This is a genomic window from Kushneria sp. AK178 (genome assembly GCF_053903105.1).
This window is the reverse complement of sequence record NZ_CP096381.1, coordinates 1,254,445-1,272,682: the sequence shown is the minus strand read 5'-3', so window position 1 is coordinate 1,272,682 and position 18,238 is coordinate 1,254,445. Positions and strand designations below refer to the sequence as shown.

The 18,238-nt window shown below is 61.9% G+C and carries 15 protein-coding genes and 3 tRNA genes; 5 read left to right on the top strand and 13 right to left on the bottom strand.

All coding sequences use genetic code 11. The annotated features are described in order from the left end of the window. The first annotated feature begins 9 nt into the window (after positions 1 to 9). Entirely contained in the window at positions 10 to 435 is a 426-nt protein-coding gene (locus tag M1D97_RS05660) for a Na+/H+ antiporter subunit G (protein WP_456269758.1), read from the top strand. An 18-nt stretch (positions 436 to 453) separates the two neighbouring features. Here the strand turns inward: M1D97_RS05660 and hemH are convergent, their stop codons facing one another. Next, complete coding sequence (hemH, locus tag M1D97_RS05655) at positions 454 to 1,443, bottom strand: ferrochelatase (RefSeq protein ID WP_456269757.1); 990 nt, start codon at positions 1,441 to 1,443, stop codon at positions 454 to 456. Between the two features lie 138 nt (positions 1,444 to 1,581). On the opposite strand from hemH, the gene M1D97_RS05650 reads away from it, so the two are divergent. After that, positions 1,582 to 3,102 carry a cryptochrome/photolyase family protein gene (locus tag M1D97_RS05650; RefSeq protein WP_456269756.1) on the top strand — a complete coding sequence of 507 codons (1,521 nt, stop codon included), beginning with the start codon at positions 1,582 to 1,584 and terminating at the stop codon, positions 3,100 to 3,102. A gap of 177 nt (positions 3,103 to 3,279) precedes the next feature. On the opposite strand, the gene M1D97_RS05645 is transcribed toward M1D97_RS05650, so the two are convergent. From M1D97_RS05645 to rnr, 11 genes are all read right to left on the bottom strand, one after another. Next, positions 3,280 to 3,582 carry a DUF6482 family protein gene (locus tag M1D97_RS05645; protein WP_456269755.1) on the bottom strand — a complete coding sequence of 101 codons (303 nt, stop codon included), beginning with the start codon at positions 3,580 to 3,582 and terminating at the stop codon, positions 3,280 to 3,282. Between the two features lie 148 nt (positions 3,583 to 3,730). Further along, the gene (locus M1D97_RS05640; RefSeq protein WP_456269754.1) at positions 3,731 to 4,657 is read right to left on the bottom strand and encodes a hypothetical protein; all 927 of its coding nucleotides are present in this window, start codon (positions 4,655 to 4,657) and stop codon (positions 3,731 to 3,733) included. Then, entirely contained in the window at positions 4,654 to 8,586 is a 3,933-nt protein-coding gene (locus tag M1D97_RS05635; RefSeq protein ID WP_456269753.1) for an amino acid adenylation domain-containing protein, read from the bottom strand. The genes M1D97_RS05640 and M1D97_RS05635 overlap by 4 nt, the downstream gene beginning before the upstream one ends. A gap of 245 nt (positions 8,587 to 8,831) precedes the next feature. Continuing rightward, complete coding sequence (locus M1D97_RS05630) at positions 8,832 to 9,134, bottom strand: hypothetical protein (RefSeq protein WP_456269752.1); 303 nt, start codon at positions 9,132 to 9,134, stop codon at positions 8,832 to 8,834. 81 nt (positions 9,135 to 9,215) lie between these two features. Next, positions 9,216 to 10,601 (bottom strand): replicative DNA helicase, encoded by a 1,386-nt coding sequence (dnaB, locus tag M1D97_RS05625; RefSeq protein ID WP_456269751.1) that lies wholly within the window; start codon positions 10,599 to 10,601, stop codon positions 9,216 to 9,218. Positions 10,602 to 10,783: 182 nt separating this feature from the next. Beyond that, complete coding sequence (rplI, locus tag M1D97_RS05620) at positions 10,784 to 11,230, bottom strand: 50S ribosomal protein L9 (protein WP_456269750.1); 447 nt, start codon at positions 11,228 to 11,230, stop codon at positions 10,784 to 10,786. 12 nt (positions 11,231 to 11,242) lie between these two features. After that, positions 11,243 to 12,094, bottom strand: a complete 852-nt coding sequence (locus M1D97_RS05615) for a hypothetical protein (protein ID WP_456269749.1) — start codon at positions 12,092 to 12,094, stop codon at positions 11,243 to 11,245. Between the two features lie 12 nt (positions 12,095 to 12,106). Further along, positions 12,107 to 12,334 (bottom strand): 30S ribosomal protein S18, encoded by a 228-nt coding sequence (rpsR, locus tag M1D97_RS05610; protein ID WP_086622313.1) that lies wholly within the window; start codon positions 12,332 to 12,334, stop codon positions 12,107 to 12,109. Between the two features lie 41 nt (positions 12,335 to 12,375). Further along, positions 12,376 to 12,789 (bottom strand): 30S ribosomal protein S6, encoded by a 414-nt coding sequence (gene rpsF, locus M1D97_RS05605; protein WP_456269748.1) that lies wholly within the window; start codon positions 12,787 to 12,789, stop codon positions 12,376 to 12,378. 201 nt (positions 12,790 to 12,990) lie between these two features. Continuing rightward, on the bottom strand, positions 12,991 to 13,854 hold the full coding sequence (gene rlmB, locus M1D97_RS05600; protein WP_456269747.1) for a 23S rRNA (guanosine(2251)-2'-O)-methyltransferase RlmB: 864 nt from the start codon (positions 13,852 to 13,854) through the stop codon (positions 12,991 to 12,993). Next, positions 13,851 to 16,463, bottom strand: coding sequence for a ribonuclease R (gene rnr / locus M1D97_RS05595; protein ID WP_456269746.1), 2,613 nt, complete (start codon positions 16,461 to 16,463; stop codon positions 13,851 to 13,853). Before rnr ends, rlmB begins: the two co-directional genes overlap by 4 nt. A gap of 227 nt (positions 16,464 to 16,690) precedes the next feature. Here rnr and M1D97_RS05590 point away from each other — a divergent pair. The 3 genes from M1D97_RS05590 to M1D97_RS05580 all read left to right on the top strand — a co-directional run bounded on the left by M1D97_RS05590 (position 16,691) and on the right by M1D97_RS05580 (position 17,085). Beyond that, positions 16,691 to 16,777, top strand: a tRNA-Leu gene (locus tag M1D97_RS05590). A gap of 86 nt (positions 16,778 to 16,863) precedes the next feature. After that, a tRNA-Leu gene (locus tag M1D97_RS05585) sits at positions 16,864 to 16,950 on the top strand. 48 nt (positions 16,951 to 16,998) lie between these two features. Then, positions 16,999 to 17,085, top strand: a tRNA-Leu gene (locus M1D97_RS05580). 142 nt (positions 17,086 to 17,227) lie between these two features. Here the strand turns inward: M1D97_RS05580 and M1D97_RS05575 are convergent. Beyond that, positions 17,228 to 18,046, bottom strand: coding sequence for a DNA/RNA non-specific endonuclease (locus M1D97_RS05575; RefSeq protein WP_456269745.1), 819 nt, complete (start codon positions 18,044 to 18,046; stop codon positions 17,228 to 17,230). Positions 18,047 to 18,238 lie beyond the last annotated feature (192 nt).

Here is an 18,238-nt window from a genome sequence, read left to right as displayed (position 1 = left end):
GAGGCCATCATGGCGTGGTTGGACAAGGCATGGATCGATACGGCGCTCGAAGCGCTGACAGCCTTTTTTCTGATTGCCGGCGGGCTGATTACCTTCATCAGCTCCTTCGGCATGGTGCATCTGCGCGACTTTTATCTGCGCATGCACGGCCCGGCCAAGGCCACGACCCTGGGGGTGGGGCTGATTCTGGTCGCCTGCACGCTCTATTTCGTGCTGATCGAGCGTACCTTCCACATTCAGCTGCTGCTGGTCACCATCTTTTTGCTGATTACAGCGCCCATCAGCGCCCACCTGCTGGCCAAGGTGGCGCTGCATCAGAAGCTGCCCAGCGATGTTTCCACCACGGGGGCGCCCAGCGAGCTGCGTGAAGAGGACGTGGGCCACGAACCGGATACGCCGCATCCGGAAGACCCCGGCAGCGGCCAGCGCCCCTGAGGCGCCGGCCCGTTGGTCTCAGCGCCAGTTGCGCGTGTTTCTTTCGACCAGCCCCGCCAGCGCGTCGATGTGGCTTTCGCGGTCATTGAGTGCCGGCACATAGCTGTAGTCTTCGCCGCCGGCCTCCACGAAGTACTCGCGGTTCTCTTCCTGAATCTCCTCCAGCGTTTCCAGACAATCGGCGGCAAAGCCCGGGCAGATCACATCGATGCCGGGCGTGGTCTTCACATCCCAGTTCTTGAGCGTCTCGTCGGTATAGGGTTTGAGCCACTCCTCCCGGCCGAAACGGGACTGGAAGGTCATGGTCCACTGACTGTCCTCGAGGCCCAGCTCGCGGGCCAGGGCCTCGCTGGTGGCACGACAGTGCTTCGGATAGGGGTCGCCCTCCTCGGCATAGCGTTTGGGAATGCCGTGCCAGGAGATCAACAGGTGGTTCTGCTTGCCGCGGGTCGCCCAGTGCTCGCGAACGCTTTCGGCAAGTGCCGAGATATAGGCGCTGTCGTCATGATAGTCGCGGATAAAGTGCATCTCGGGGATGTCCGGACAGGGCTTGAGCGCATCGGCCAGACGGTCAAAGACGGCGGCCGTGGTGGTCCGTGAATACTGCGGATAAAGCGGCAGCACCACGATGCGATTGACACCGGCGCGACGAAAGCCCAGACCGGCGCTTTCCATGGTGGGTCTGCCATAGGTCATGCCGAGTTCGACCGGGATGTCACAGCCATACTGCGCATCCAGATGCGCCTTGAGGGCACGCTGCTGACGACGGCCGATGGCCAGCAGGGGCGAGCCCTCCTCTTCCCAGACGCCGGCATAGGCTTCGGCCACTCGTTTGGGGCGGGTTCTCAATACAAAGGCGTTGAGAATGAACCACCAGAGCGGCCGGGAAACGTCGATCACGCGCTTGTCCCACAAAAACTCCCCCAGATAACGCCGTACAGCGGCAGGGGTCGGTTCATCCGGGGTGCCAAGATTGGCCAACAGTACGCCGAAGGGGGCCTGCGCCATGTCTATACTCCTTGCAGTGACCAGAGGGGCCTGATTACGCGAACCCTCAAAAAGGAACGCTTTTGATGAAATTATTCTATCAGCGCTGACTGAACCGTGTTGATGAAATGTCCCTATTTGCTACTGCAGGAAGTGTAAATGTCTCGCCCCCTGATCGTAATCCTGGGTGATCAATTGACCCTTGATCTTCCCGTTCTGGCAGGTGCTCCCGACAACGCTGTCATCGCCCTGTTTGAAGTCGAGGAAGAGGGTCGCTATGTGCCGCATCATCCGCAAAAGATCGCTTTTCTTTTTGCCGCCATGCGCCATTTTGCCCGGGAACTTCGACAGCAGAACCATCAGGTGCACTACACCTGTCTGGACGATAGCGACAACACCCAGGATCTGATCGGTGAGGCCGAACGTGTCGCCGGGCTTTATGACTGCGATGAAATCCGGGTGACCCGGCCCGGCGAATGGCGCCTTTTTGATCGCATTCAGAAAAGGCGCCGCGAGCCACTTGCCTGGTACATGGTTCACGACGATCGCTTTTTCTGCACGCCGGAAGGCTTCCAGCAATGGGCACAGGGGCGTCAGCGATTTCGCATGGAACACTTCTATCGCTGGATGCGACGCGATACCGGTCTTTTGATGGATGAGCACAATAATCCGCAGGGGGATCAGTGGAATTTCGATCATGACAACCGAAAGCCCCTGCCCGACCAGCTCGACCCACCGGCGGCGCCACGGCACCAGCCGGACGACATGACCCGCGAGGTACTGACGCTGGTTGAGACGCATTTCGGCCATCATTTCGGATCGCTTGACGGCTTCAACTGGCCTGTTACGCGACGCCAGGCGCTCAACGATCTCGCCCATTTCATCGAACACGCCCTGCCCCTTTTTGGCGATTACCAGGACGCCATCAGCGACCAACACCCCTTTTTGTATCACGCCTGTTTGTCCGGCGCGCTCAACGCCGGGCTGCTGCGGCCGCTGGAAGTCTGTCAGGCTGCCGAGAATGCCTGGCGTGATGGCCGTGTGCCGCTTAACTGCGCCGAGGGCTTCATTCGTCAGATTCTGGGCTGGCGCGAGTATGTCCGCGGCATCTACTGGCTGAACATGCCGGACTACAAGCAGCGCAACGCGCTCGGCGCCGACAGGGGCCTCCCCGCCTTCTACTGGAGCGGCGACACCGATATGCGCTGTTTGAAGCGCGCCATCGAGATGACCCGGGACAACGCCTATGCCCATCACATTCAAAGACTGATGGTGACCGGTAACTTCGCCCTGCTGTGCGGCGTGCGCCCGGAAGCGCTGTGCGACTGGTATCTGGCCGTGTATATCGATGCCTATGAATGGGTGGAACTGCCCAATACGCTCGGCATGGTGCTCTACGCCGATGGCGGCTATCTCGGCTCCAAGCCCTACTGCGCCTCGGGCAAATACATCGACCGCATGTCGGATCACTGCCGGCACTGTCGATACGATGTCAAAAAAAAGCCTCGGCGAGGATGCCTGCCCCTTCAACAGCCTTTACTGGTATTTTCTGGAGCGCCACGAAAAGCAGCTGGCCGGCAATCAGCGCATGAAGCTCATCTATGGCTCGCTCAACAAGATGAAAAGCGACAAGCGCCAGGCGCTGCGCGAGCAGGCCATTCGCTTTCTGGATCAGCTTGATTATGAACCGGGCTACGGGCGGGGAGATCATCGGGCGGGATACAAAACCGGCGGCACGGACAGCAAGAAGACCTGATACAGCCACCATGAAAAGCGCCGGCAGTTGCCGGCGCAGCGTCATCGAATCAGTTTAGTTTGATATTTTTATCGGCATGCGCCTTCTGCAATCAACGGCGATCAGATCGCCATGGCCAGCGGGGGCATGACGCCCAGCTGCACCCGACGGCGTGAACTGTCACTGCCGTCCTCTTCACTCTGACGCACGATCCAGGCGTGGCTGATGCCCGCATCCAGCAGCTGATCGATGGCTTCATCGATCGAGCGGAACAGACAGGGCTTGCCGCGGCGACTGAGCCTTTGTCGATCACCGCAGCGGGTTTCACATTCAATCTGGTAGATGTGGCTCAATGTATTGCGCACAACACGCACTTCAATCTGGTGCTGGTGTGATGCGGCCTGTTTGAGTTGCTGTAATTCCATATCACCCTCCCTGGGGCATTTTTTCTCATCGCTCGCTCGGCGATGGCTATCTCTATATCGTTTCTATCAGTCGCTGAAAGCGTAACAGTGCCGGATGACGGTTCCGTGTCAGTGCCGGCATCCTTTTTCCGGTATCGGTATTGCGAGACTACAGTGCCTGAGGTTGACGGCCGACGTGGCGTGCCAGACAGGCCTCGAAAATGGCCTGCTGCGACGCTGTCATCATCCGTCTCGCTCGCATGAGGTGCTCGTCGCCAAGCTGCTGCAGTCGAGCCACGACCGTGGCAAGCCAATCGGTGTCGGCGAAGAGGTCATCGGGTAGCGCGACCCGGCGCTCGAGCGCACCGAGATGCCAGAGATGATCGATCATGGCAGGACCGTGTGACGCCTCAAAGGAGGCGGGCGTCATCAGACCATTATGGCGTACATCCCGTGACGGGCAATCGCCCGAAAAGACGCCCTTTTCCTCATGATAGGGGTGAATCAGCTCGATCACTCCCGGGTAACGCCTGGCCAGCCGTTCGCCCAGCGGGGCGAAACGGGAGCCGGCAGGGCCGTGATGCGTCAGATGACGCAGTCCGAAGACCAGAACGGCGCGACGCCCGTAAGCCAGCACCTCCTGCTCGATACGCTCGACATAGGCACTCTCACGCTGTTCATGCCAGCAGGCAAAGGCCTCATGATTCAGCGTTGCCCAGTCGATGGCCGGCTCGGCCAGTACCACGCGAACGCGACGCTCGGGAGAGCGCGTCAGGTTGACGGCACGAAGTCGCCTGAAAAACTCGGCATAAACGGGCGGGCTCCACAGTAGAAAGTAGAGTGTGTCTCGCCAGACGGCCGCCAGCGCCGCGTCATCCATGGTCTCACCGCGAATATAGCGGTCAAGCCACGCCTGATGACGCGCGCTACCAAATTCGACAACGATATCGTCAAAGGTTCCCTCAAGCGCCGGGCTCTCCAGCAGCGTGGTAATCCCGGCCATCACCTGAGGGCACCAGTGAATCTCCCCGAGCCCCACCAGCGGGCAGCGCTCGAGAATATCGGCAACAAGCGTTTCGGGCCGGCGCGCCGTCATGACGCGGTATCGACACGGGTGGCCTGGGGCTCGAGCACGGCCATTAAACGTTGCGCGATCGTTGCCAGGTGCTCCTGATGCATCAGCTCGGGATGCGTGGCCGGCAGATCCAGATTAATGATCTCTCCCCCGATATAGGGCTGCCAGGCGCGCCGATCCAGCCAGTCCTCTTCCCGGGGTGCGGCCGCGGTGAAAAAGTGCAGGTCGCCACCGTAGACCGGGTGATGGGTCTCCCGCACCAGACGGCTGTTGTTGATGACGATATCCACCAGGCCGTCCAGCGTGGATGATGACAGCTGCCCGAGCGCGCTGCCTTCGTTTCTGAGCAGGGCAATCACCTGCTCCCGGCGCGACCTATCATTGTCGGCAGGCGCTGTGTCGGCAAGGCCTGCAATCCGCAGCAGCGCCTCAAGGGCCATGCCTTCGTCCGGCGGCGTCATGTCGCGCCAGAGATCGGCCGGATAGGCATCCAGCAGCACCAGCATGCCGACCTCTTCGCCCTCGTTTTCCAGTAGTGACGCCATGGTATGGGCGATCATGCCGCCGACCGACCAGCCCAGCAGATGATAGGGACCGTGCGGCTGAATACGACGCATCTGCGCAATGTAGTCGCGCGCCATCTCTTCCATGGTCGCCGGCAATCGGCCATCAGGCAGCAGTCCGCGGGCCTGCAGGCCATACAGGGGATAGCGGGACGGCAGCGTGCGCGCCAGCCCTGCATAACACCAGGCCAGTCCCCCGGCCGGATGAATGCAAAAGACAGGAGACGTCTCCCCGCCTTCGCGCAGCGGCAGCACGACATCCAGCCCGCCGGACGCTGCGCCCTGGACGTCGAGCGTCGCCAGCGCCTCGATGGTGGGTGCCTCGAACAGCGTGGCAATGGTGAGATTCGACCCCAGCGCCTCATTGAGCCGGCGCATCAGCTGCAGCGCGTTCAGCGAGTTGCCGCCCAGATCGAAAAAGTTGTCCCGGATGCCGACACGCTCGAGACCGAGCACATCAGCAAACAGATCGGCCATGATCTGCTGACGCGGTGTGGTCGGCGCCATGCCCTCTTCGCCGCTGTCGGGCACCGGCAGCGCCCGACGATCCAGCTTGCCGTTGGGGCTCAGCGGCAGCGCGTCGAGCGTCATGATGACGCCGGGCACCATGTAGTCCGGCAGGGTCCGCGCCAGATGACGCTTGAGCGAGTCGATGTCCGGCGCAGTGCTGCTATCGGGCACGACGTAACCGACCAGTCGCGCACTGCTGCCGCTGCCATGGACGCTGACCACGCCGTGCGCCACGTCGTCGTGGGAGAGCATGACCGATTCGATCTCCCCCAGCTCCAGGCGCTGTCCGCGCAGCTTGACCTGATGGTCGATGCGCCCGAGATAGTCGAGCACGCCATCAAAACGCCAGCGGGCCAGATCGCCGGTTCGGTAGAGTCTTGAATCGGGCTCCAGCGCCGGGCTGTCGATAAAGCGTTCGGCAGTCAGCTCCGGCTGGCCCAGATAGCCCCGCGCCAGATTGCGGCCGGCGATATAGAGCTCACCGGGCATGCCCACCGGCACCGGCTGAAAACCGGCATCCAGCACGTGCAGACGGGTGTTCCAGATCGGTGCGCCGATGGGCACGCTGCTGCCGGCGTCATCTCCCCGGCACTGCCAGGCACTGACGTCTACCGCCGCCTCGGTGGGACCATACAGGTTGTGCAGCGCCACGCCGGGCAGACGCTCGAGAAACCGCTGCTCCAGATTCCGGGAGAGCGCCTCGCCGCTGACAAACACCTGACGCAGGGCGGGCAGGCGCTCAACATCTTCAGGCGTCAGTTCATCGAGCAGAATATCGAGCATGGAGGGCACAAAATGCAGCGTAGTGATCGATTCACTGATCATGGTATCGATCAGATAGCGCGGGTCGCGGTGGCCGCCCTCTCGCGCCATGACCAGCGCTGCCCCGCTGACCATCGGCCAGAGAAACTCCCAGACCGACACATCAAATCCGTTGGGCGTTTTCTGCAGCACCCGGTCTCCCTGGCCCAGCGCATAGCACCCTTGCATCCAGACGATGCGATTGACGATGGCGTGATGCTCGACCAGCACGCCCTTGGGCTTACCGGTCGAACCAGAGGTAAACAGGATATAAGCGCCAAGGCCGGCATCGCGCTGTGCAGGGCTGCCGGACATCAGCATCCGGCTTTCGCCGGCATCCACCAGCGGCAGCACTTGTACAGGCACCGGGTCAAAGCGGCTGCGCTGATCATCGCTGCTCAGAATCAGGCGTGGCTCGGCACGCGTGACGATATCGTCAAGGCGCGCGTCGGGATACTCCAGCGGCAGCGGCAGCCAGGCCGCGCCCACGTGATGGATTGCCAGCAGGGCCACCTGCATTTCCAGCGAGCGCGGCAGCGCCACGCCTACGGCATCGCCGGGGCAGACGCCGCGGGCGATCAGGGTGTCGGCCAGTGTCTGGACCTCACGCCCGAGCGTCTCGTAATCCAGCGCCTGCCCCTCGAACATCAGCGCCGTCGCACCGGGCGTTTTTTCGACCTGACGCTCAAACAGCGTCGCCATGTGCGTCGTTTCGACCGGATGCTCGGTGGCGTTAAAGCGTGACAGCGCGTCATGATCCTCGGGCGTTGCCAGCGCCAGCTCTCCCACCGGCGTATCAGGCGAGGCCATGAAGGTCACCAGCCACTGCGAAAGCCTTGAGAGATGCCACTCAAGCTCGGTTGGATCATAAAGCGCCGGATTGCCATCCAGCGCCAGCCGCATGGCCTCGCTGTCACCGCCGAGATAGACCGAGAAGACCAGATCATCCACCGGCCCGGCCACCAGATGATGCCGGTATACCCGACTGCCGGGCCATTGACCGCTTGAATCAAGAGGCAGGACATTAACGTGCATGCCCAGCAGCGGCCGTCTGCCGGGGCGGCGCCCCAGATCACGCAGCAGCCATTCATGACGATAGCGCTGATGACGACGCAGACTCCCCAGCGACTCGGCCGCGGAGCTACACCACTGTATCGGCGTGGCACCGAAATCATTCGTCAGGCGCAGGGGCAGCATGTTGACCTGCGTCATGGGCGTGCGCAGCGCGGCCCCCTGCATGCGCCCCATCATGGGGACCCCCAGGGTCACATCGCTGCGCTGGCACATGCGGGCATACCAGGCGCCGCTGGCCGCCAGGATGGCTTCGGCAAGCCCCTGCTGCCGCGCCCGACACTGCGCCTGAAAGCGTTGCGACCGGGCCTGATCCAGCGTCAGCTCACAGCGCAGGGCGTGGGGCTGCGCCGGAGCAAACCGGCCCGCCGGGGAGACGGGATCGGGGTCATCAGCGAACAGCGCCTGCCAGTGATCACGGTCCTGTTCGAGTGCCCGGCCGGCCAGGTAGCGCTGCTCCTCCTCGATGACGCGATCGATGCTGCCATACCAGTCGGCTTTGGGCTCTTCCCCCTTGCCGAGCGCGATATAGTGCTCGGCGGCACGCTGCTGAATCAGTCCATAGGCCCAGGCATCGGCCGCCACATGGTGCATGTTGAGCCACCAGAGAACGTGGTCGTCCGCCAGACGCCAGAGGGCCTGGCGATACAGCGGCCCCGTCTGCAGCGCAAAGGGCACCTCCCGACGAGCCGCCATCTGCTGCCAGGCCAGCTCACGGGCATGCCGGTTATCGCGCAGATCGATGATCCCGGGCACGCTCACCGGCTCGACGCCAGTGCCTGCCACCCTTGCCGGGCCGCTGTCGGTGGCCACGAACCCCTCGAACAGTCCCCCGGCCTCGCTCACGGCCCGGGCGGCGGCCAGCGCCAGCCTGTCAACGTCGATGGTGCCCGTGAACTCGAGACACTGGGCGGTGGAGTATCCTCCCTGAACGGCACTGCTCTGCTGGCCGTACCAGATACCGGCCTGAGCACCACTGACGGGAAGAAAATCGGCCTGACTCATGAGATCACCATCTTCTGCAATACCACCCCGGGGCGGGTCCTGATAAGCGGGTACCGGCCGCCGCGAACAACATCGCCCGATGGCCGGCACCTCGTGAACGGATAGACGATTGAATTTAAATAATAATGCTTCTCATTTCAAACGGAGCGACATTATTAACGCCTGTCGCTGCCCCGCAACGCAAAACGGGACCGGATGCTGCCATCCGGTCCCGCTCGTCATGCCCCCGACCCGACCGGGTCGTGTCAGTCCGGATCACGATTGAAGGTGGACGGGTCGATGGCGACGCCCAGCGAGCGCTTGTCGACCCAGCGCCCGGCCTTGGTCTCCTTGTAGCGAAACACGACATAGTCGCCCACCGAGACATCGAGCTCGGCCTCTTCCACCTGATAGGAGTAGACCTCACCATCGACGGTCAGGGTATGCCGATAGAGATCCGGCATGCCCAGCCACTCCTTGAAGGGCCCTTCGGTTTCGACGCTTTCAAGCGTGCCACGTGCTTCCAGTTTGGGTTGACGACGTCCGCCGCGACGGTATCCAGCCGGCATGTTGACTCCTGTCAGGCTTATCAGGAAAGGGAAAATGGCGCCCGGGGCGCCGTCTCTTGTTCAGGTTGATCAGGGCGCGGTCTACTCTTCGTACTGGCCGTAGCTGCCCGGCGCCAGATCCTCGAATCGGGTGTATTTACCGATAAAGGCCATATGCACGGTACCGATGGGACCGTTACGCTGCTTGCCGATGATCAACTCGGCCAGCCCCTTGTTGTCGGGATTGTCCTTGTTATACACCTCGTCGCGATAGACGAAGGCGATCACATCCGCATCCTGCTCGATGGCGCCGGATTCACGCAAATCCGACATGACCGGGCGCTTGTTGGGACGCTGCTCGAGCGAACGGTTGAGCTGTGACAGCGCCACGACCGGGCAGTTGAACTCGCGGGCCAGGCCCTTGAGCGCCCGCGAGATTTCCGAAATCTCCGCGGTACGGTTTTCCGTCAGGCCCGGCACCTGCATCAGCTGCAGATAGTCGATCATGATCATGCCGATACCGCCGGCATCCCGCGCGATGCGCCGGCTGCGCGAGCGCATCTCGTTGGGCGAAAGCGCAGAGGTATCATCCACGTAAAGCTTTTTGTCCTTCAAGAGATTGACCGCCGACGTCAGCCGCGGCCAGTCCTCGTCCTCGAGCTGACCGTTACGCACCCGGGTCTGATCGATGCGGCCCAGCGAGGAGATCATGCGCAGCATCAGCGACTCGGCCGGCATCTCCATCGAAAAGACCACCACGGCCTTGTCACTGCTCACCACGGCGTGTTCGACCAGATTCATCGCGAAGGTGGTCTTGCCCATCGAGGGGCGCCCCGCCACGATCACCAGATCAGAGGGCTGCAGACCGGAGGTCATGTCATCCAGATCGCGAAAACCGGTCGACAGCCCCGTCATCTGCCCCTTGAGGTTGAAAAGCTCATCGATGCGATCCACCGCCTTGCTGAGCAGATCGCTCATGCCGATGGCGCCACCGCTTTTGGGACGGGACTCGGAGATCTGAAAGACCAGCCGCTCGGCCTCATTGACCAGCTCATCGGCCGTGCGTCCCTGAGGGTTGAAAGCGCCTTCAGCGATCTGATTGGCCGCGGTGATCAGCTTGCGCAGTGTGGCGCGCTCGCGAACGATATCGGCGTAGGCGCGGATGTTGCTGGCAGAGGGCGTGTTGCGGGCCAGTTCGGCCAGATAGGAGAGTCCGCCCACACGATCCAGGCGATCGTGGGACTCGAGCTCCTCGGACAGCGTGACCACATCCAGCGGGCGGCCCTCTTCGGCCAGACGCCCCATGGCCTTGAAGACGTCACGATGCTCGATGCGGTAGAAGTCATCGCTGACCAGACGATCGGCAATCTCGTCCCAGGCCTGGTTGTCCAGCATCAGACCGCCCAGCACGGACTGCTCGGCTTCAAGCGAGTGTGGCGGTACCTTGAGCGCAGCGGTTTCCTGATCAAACTCGATCACTTCACTCATGACGATGATCAACCATGTTACGACGTACCCGGGAGAGTGATGCAGCGCAGGGTCATAGCCTACGCCCACAGGAAAAGCATGTCATGGCCTGTCCCGCGTACAGGGCCATTAAAAAAAGGGGCACACAGGGTGCCCCTTCACAGTGGCATATCGAGGATATGCCCATCGCCATATGGCGTGGCTTATTCGGCAACCACTACAACGCGAACGCTGGCGGTCACATCGGCGTGCAGACGCAGCTCGATGTCATATTCGCCGGTCTGGCGAATCGGGCCTTCGCCCATGCGCACTTCACTGCGTGCGACATCGATGCCTGCCTGCGCGATGGCATCGGCCAGATCACGCGGACCGATGGAACCGAACAGCTTGCCTTCATCGCCAGCGCGAGCAACGAGCGACAGCTCGATCTCGGAAAGCTCTTCGGCGCGGCGCTCGGCTTCGGCCTGGCGCGCAGCGGCGTCGGCTTCGAGTTCGGCGCGACGCGTTTCGAAGGCTTCGACATTGGCTTTGGTTGCCGGAACGGCCAGGCCGTAGGGCACCAGGTAGTTACGACCGTAACCCGGCTTGACGTTGACCTGGTCACCCAGGCCACCCAGCTTGCCGAGCTTGTCGAGCAGAATGACTTCCATCTCGTGGACCTCTTAACGTTGACTGCCGATCAGACGCGTGCGGAAATCCGCAAAGGTATCTATCAGCGCCAGCAGCAGCACTATCACTAACGTGGGCCAGGTGGTCAGCAGCAATGCATAAAAGCCGACCAGCCAGAACCCTCTCATGGACTTTACACCTACCACACCGTGCACCAGGGCAATGCCCGCTACCAGCAGGGGCACCCAGGCCATCAAAACGGCGCCCGGAAACGCGCCCAGCATGCCGATCGCGGTCATCACGACCACACCGGCAAGTTCCGGTTTCGACAGACGAAAGCGGTGGAACTCTTCACGGAAACCGCCGGGGTTATACAGGGCGGCCTGCCAGCTGCGCGCCAGCGCAAGACAGGCGGTCGCTGCCAGCATGACCATCAGGCCGGTTACGGCCGAGATCATCAACAGTGCCAGCCGTTCGACCGGCACCCCCTGGCTTGCGTACTGCCGCAGCAGTTCGTCGATTTCCGGTGCCTGAGCGCGGACCTCCTCGATCAGCTGTGCGGCGTCGGGGGGAGCGAAGATTCCCAGATGAATCAACACGGCCACCACGACCGCCCCTGCCAGCAGGGTCTCACCCCAGCGAAATCGCTCTCGAAGGATAATGGCCATGACCGTGACCAGCAGAATGCTGGCCAGCGGGATGGCGTCTCCCTGCATCCACCACCAGCCTGCCGGCAGCGATGCTGCCAGTACAACCGGTGACGCCGGCCCGAGACCGCGGCGCAGCGTCACCAGCGCACTGATCGCCGCAGACAGCCAGAAAAGCCACGGGATCAGTGACCCCAGCAGCGCCACGCCAATCGCGCGCGGCGTACTCTGCATTATCCAGCGAGCGATCCCCTGCATGATGTGGGCAGCTTACTGGTGGCTGTCGGTATAGGGCAGCAGGGCCAGATAGCGGGCGCGCTTGATCGCGGTAGCCAGCTGACGCTGATAGCGGGCACGCGTGCCGGTGATACGGCTCGGGACGATCTTGCCGGTCTCGGTCACGTAGGCCTTCAGCGTGTCGAGGTCCTTGTAATCAATGTACTTCACGCCTTCGGCGGTGAAGCGGCAAAACTTGCGGCGACGGAAAAAACGGGCCATGTCAGTCTCTCCAATAGGTGGATTCAGGCCAGAGCATCAGCTCAGGAAGCAGCTTCGGTCGACTCTTCGGCATCGGAGTCAGAACGTTCACGCGGACGTTCATCATCGGCGCGTTCACGACGGCGTCCCTTCTCATCTGCCGCTTTCATCATCGGCGATGCTTCGGTGACGGCTTCGGTGCAACGCACGACCATGTTGCGAATGATGGCATCGTTGAAGCGGAAGATGTTTTCCAGTTCAGCCAGCGTTTCGCCGCTGCATTCAACGTTCATCAGAACGTAGTGAGCCTTGTGGATCTTGTTGATCGGGTAGGCCAGATGACGGCGGCCCCAGTCTTCAAGACGATGAACGGTACCGCCGTTTTCAGTCACAAGCCCGGTATAGCGCTCGATCATGGCAGGCACCTGCTCGCTCTGGTCCGGGTGGACCATGACCACGATTTCGTAATGACGCATGGTGTCTCCTTTCGGTTTAACAGCTTCTCGATGACAGACATCGCCGCCATGGGAAGCAAGGAGTTGATAGAAGGGTATTTTTCGTTACAAGGGCAGGGTCGAAGCCATCACCTCGCTACCCTGCAAATGCATTCGGCGGCCGTGGCCGCCGCGAAACCGCACAATTGTAGGGAGATGGCCCGCTGCTTGCAAGCAAAAGGATCAGCGGACGTGCCTTTGACGCACCGCCTCGAACAGACAGACGCCGGTGGCCACCGAGACATTGAGACTCGATACCTGACCGGCCATGGGCAGCTTGACGAGCCGGTCACAGTGCTCGCGCGTCAGACGCCGCAGCCCCTTGCCCTCGGCGCCCATGACCAGCGCCGTGGGCCCGCGCATATCGACATCGTGCACGAAGGCCTCCGCCTCGCCGGCAGCGCCCAGCACCTGCATGCCGAGCTCCTTCAGCCGCGACAGCGCCCTGGCCAGATTGGTGACCTGATAGACCGGCACGCTTTCGGCACCGCCACAGGCGATCTTGCGCACCGTGGCATTGAGCGGCGCCGAGCGGTCCCGGGCGACCATGACACCGATGACGCCGGCGGCATCGGCCGAGCGCAGACAGGCACCGAAATTGTGCACATCGGTCACGCCATCCAGCACCAGCAGCAGCGGTGCCTGATCTCCCCTGGCCTCGAGCTGCCAGAACAGGGACGACTCATTGTCGGCCACCAGCGGCTCACAGAAGGCAATAACGCCCTGATGGGCGCCTTCGGCGATCCGGTCGAGCACGTCACGGGGCTGCAATACCAGTCGCGACCCAAGCGTGGTGGCCTGATGCTGGATGTCCGCCAGACGCTTTTCGGCCTGCCCTTCCTGTATCCAGAGCTCGGTGGGCACCTGCTGGCGCGCCAGCAGCGTTTCAACGGCGTGCACGCCATGAACGGCATCCAGCCCCCGGGGAACGGCAGGCGTTGCCCCCGACGCCCCCCGGCGCTTGCCGCGACCCGGCTCATTGTGGCGTCGGGAATCCCGGGGCTTGCTGCTGCCCGGCTTGCCACCACGCTGATGATCCCCCTTCATGACGACTGATCGCCCTTGCCGCTGTTACGCTTGCCCCGGCTGCCGCTTCTGCTTTTGCCCTTGCCGGCACCGCTTTTGCCCTTGCCGGCCTCGCTGCCCTTGGTATCGGCCGATGTCGTGCTGCGCTTGCGGGGCTTGCGCGCCTCCGCGTCCTCTTCAGCTCTCAGGGTATCGGTTGTCTTTGTGGCGCCAGCTTCGGCCCCTTTTTCTTCACGCCGGCGCAGGCGCTCCTTCTTGCCGGGCCGGGACTTGCGACGCTTTTTACCCGGTGCCTCCGCCTCTTCGGCGGCAGGTGCCGCGCTCTCGCCGGTGGCTGCATCAGCACCGGGCTTGCGGATGCGGCGGCGCGACTGGGGCTGCGCATCGGTCAGCATGAAGTCGATCTTGCGATCATCCAGGTCCACGCGGGCCACCTGAATGGTGACGCCATCGCCCAGACGGTAGGTCACGCCGCTGCGCTCGCCCTTGAGCTGATGTCGCTCGGCTTCAAACTGGTAATAGTCGGACGGCAGGTTGGAGATATGCACCAGCCCTTCGACGAAGTGCTCGTTGAGCCGTACAAACAGGCCGAACTGGGTGACCGAGGCGATGGCGCCTTCAAAGACATCACCAACCTTGTCGGCCATGAATTCACACTTGAGCCAGTCCTCGACATCGCGTGTCGCTTCATCGGCGCGTCGCTCGGTCATCGAGCAGTGCTCGCCCATGGCGACCATCTGCTCAAAGCTGTACGGGCACCAGCGCTGCGGTTCGTTATCCGGTGCCCCTTCCGCGCGCTGAACGTGACTCGAGTCACGCTGGCTGCGGATGACCGAGCGAATGGCGCGATGCACCAGCAGGTCGGGATAGCGCCGGATCGGCGAGGTGAAGTGGGCGTAAGCGGCGTAGGCCAGTCCGAAGTGGCCGTCGTTGTGCGGCGAGTAGACCGCCTGGTTCATGCTGCGCAGCATGACCGTCTGAATGATGTCGGCGTCCGGGCGGTCGTTGATCACCTCGCGCAGGTTCTGGAAATCCTGCGGCGTGGACTTGCCCTTTTCGCCGCTGGCGCCCAGCGTCAGCCCCAGCTCGCCAAGGAAAGCGCGCAGCGTGGCCAGCTTTTCATCCGAGGGCGAGGCGTGAACGCGATACAGTGCCGGCAGCTTGTGCTTCTCCAGAAAGCGGGCGGTCGCCACGTTGGCGGCCAGCATGCACTCCTCGATCAGCTTGTGCGCGTCGTTGCGGGTACGCGGCACGATACGCTCGATCTTGCGCTGCTCGTTGAAGATGATCTGGGTTTCGGTCGTTTCAAAGTCGATGGCGCCGCGCACGGTTCGCGCCTGACGCAGCGTCTGATAGAGCCCGTGCAGCGCCTCCAGCGGCTTGACCACGTGCGCGTATTCACGCCTCAGGGCCTGACCTTCGTCACTACCGGCATCCTCGAGCATGGTACCGACCTTTTCGTAGGTCAGCCGCGCATGGGAGCGCATCACGCCTTCATAGAACCTGTAGCGGCTGATCTCGCCGCGCTGCGAAATATTCATCTCGCAGACCATGCAGAGCCGGTCGACCTCCGGGTTGATCGAGCACAGCCCGTTGGACAAAAGCTCCGGCAGCATGGGTACGACCTGACCGGGGAAATAGACCGAGTTGCCCCGTTTCCAGGCTTCCTGATCCAGCGGTGAGTCGACCTCGACATAGTGCGACACATCGGCGATGGCAACGATCAGCTTCCAGCCGCCGGATTTGGTCTTCCAGGCATAAACGGCGTCGTCAAAATCCTTGGCGTCTTCCCCGTCAATGGTCACCAGCGGCCAGTCACGCAGGTCGACGCGATGATGCTTGTCCTCCTCGCGCACCTCATCGCTCATGTCGCGAATCTGATCCAGCACCTCATGGGGAAATTCGGCCGGGATATCGTGCTCGCGAATGGCGATGTCGATCTCCATGCCGGGGTCCATGCGCTCGCCCAACACTTCGGTGACTTCACCGATGGGCTGCTGGCGCAGACCGGGCTGGGTGGTGATGCGCACCTCGACCACCTGACCATCTTCGGCGCCGTTGGCCGCGCCGTCCTCGATGATGATCTCATGGGCAATGCGGCTGTTTTCGGGCACAACCACGGCGAGGTCACTGCCGCGCTTGCGATACAGCCCGATCAGGCTCGGCGTGTTGCGCTCCAGAATCTCGTTGACGCTGGCCTCTTCCCTGCCGCGTCGGTCCTTGCCGCTGACCCGCACCCGTACCCGGTCGCCGTCAAAAAGACGCCGCATCTGACGCGGCGGAATGACCAGGTCCGGTTTCTGCTTGTCATCGCGCACGAAAAAGCCGATGCCATCGCGGTGGCCGACCACACGACCATCCAGCAGGGACTCGGGGTCGATGATTTCAAAGGCACCACTCTTTTGACGCAGAATCTGCCCGTCGCGCTCCATGGCGGACAGGCGTCGACGGACAGCCTCCAGGCGATCCTCATCCTCGATGCCCAGCCGCTGGCTGACCTCTTCATGGGTAATCGGTTTGCCGTGCTCGGTCAGAATCTGCAGCAGGTATTCACGACTGGGGACCGGATTGTCATATTGACTGGCCTCACGGTCCGCCTGCGGATCGTCGGCTGGCGTCCATTGACTCATAGATTGCTTCCCTGAAATGGTTGTCCTGTGATACCAGGCAAGATGGCGAGCGGCGGGCGCGAAATGATGTGATGTATTGTCTTCATGAGCCGGATTATAGCGGTCTCGACAGGACGACCCAAAACCCTTTATTTACCCGACAACATTGCCGTCTGTAAAAAATTGGCTCCTGTCGGCGCTCACCCCCTTGCATCGCTCAAAATTTTGCGTATTATTTCGGCCCACCTGCCCGGATGGCGGAATTGGTAGACGCGCTAGCTTCAGGTGCTAGTGACCGTATGGTCGTGGAGGTTCAAGTCCTCTTCCGGGCACCATCTCAACACTGTGATTGTCGGGATGGTGAACAAGAAATGGCTATTGTCCTTTCAAATTCAGGTAGTTACAATAGTGACTGATCAACGCCCGGGTGGCGGAATTGGTAGACGCGCTAGCTTCAGGTGCTAGTGACCGTATGGTCGTGGAGGTTCAAGTCCTCTCCCGGGCACCAGTTGATCAACTCATCGCTCTCATCACAGCCTCTGGCTGCTGACACCCTGCCCGGGTGGCGGAATTGGTAGACGCGCTAGCTTCAGGTGCTAGTGACTGTATGGTCGTGGAGGTTCAAGTCCTCTCCCGGGCACCATGTGACTCTCCTGCTGTCTCTTTCGTGACCTTTCCTGTCAATTTTTCCGATTGTCCGTCTTCTGCTGTCCTGCATCTGCTGTCGTTAACGCCTGCCCTGTTGCCATGACACCAGTCATGCCGGCGCCATGACAGCGTGCGTTTTAAAAGCGAGCCGGCTGTCGCGCCACGCCTTCAAGCCCCCAGCCCTGCGTATCAACCCCTGATTCCAGCCGATCGGCCACCGCCTCGGGCAGCTCGCTGAAAAAGTTGAACCCCGTGCGCGCCTCGATGTCGTTGACGCTGACCAGAAAGCGGTCGAGCGGCTCATCGCCATGCACCTCCTGGGGCACGATAAAGGCGATCATTTTTGGCGGCGTTTTGGCATCGCCCGGCGCCACGATGATCTTGTAAAAGGCATCCGGAATTTCGATCAGCGATGACATGCGCTTGATGGGGTCATCGAAGATGGGGCCGGTGGTGACCCAGATAGTGCCGAACCGGGTCGCAAATTGATCGATCACCACCTCTTCCAGCCGCTGCCAGACGCGCCGATTGAGATCGGGCCTTTGAGGCGAGATATTGCTCATTTTAAAGGTATCGAGCTGTGCCTGACGGCCGTAGACCGCCGCGATGGCGTAGTTGGGCGCCTGATGGCCGCGATCATAGCCGCTGCCGGTGTAGTCATCCGAGGTCACCGGCCACAGCGTTCGCCAGTCCTCGCTGAAATGCCCCGGACGATCGCCGATGGCCGGGCGATCCACCCGGTCCAGGCGGTAGACGGTCCAGAGCGGGTTGGCGCGCAGATCCGACCACCCCGTCAGAAAACCGTCGCTGCGCAGCGTGCGATTGATCGTTTTCCAGTCGTACCAGGTCTCGGCCTGCGGCGTGCCCATCCAGCTCATCTGCTCCCAGTACGTACGCTCCTGGTAGTACCAGAGCCCGTAAATTACCGCCGTGGTCAGTAGCCCGACACCACTCATGCGCCTGAAACGCGTTAAAAGCCCTGGGCGTCGCCGCGCCATATCCATCCCCTGACACTCTATTTTCAAAAACCTTGGTATTCCCGCAAACCGCCCTTTCGGGCGGCGGCGAGTATACCTCAGTCAATGACAGGTTGCTGATATGACGTGGCAAAATGCGCTTCGGGATTGATCGTGCAGCGCGGGGGCACT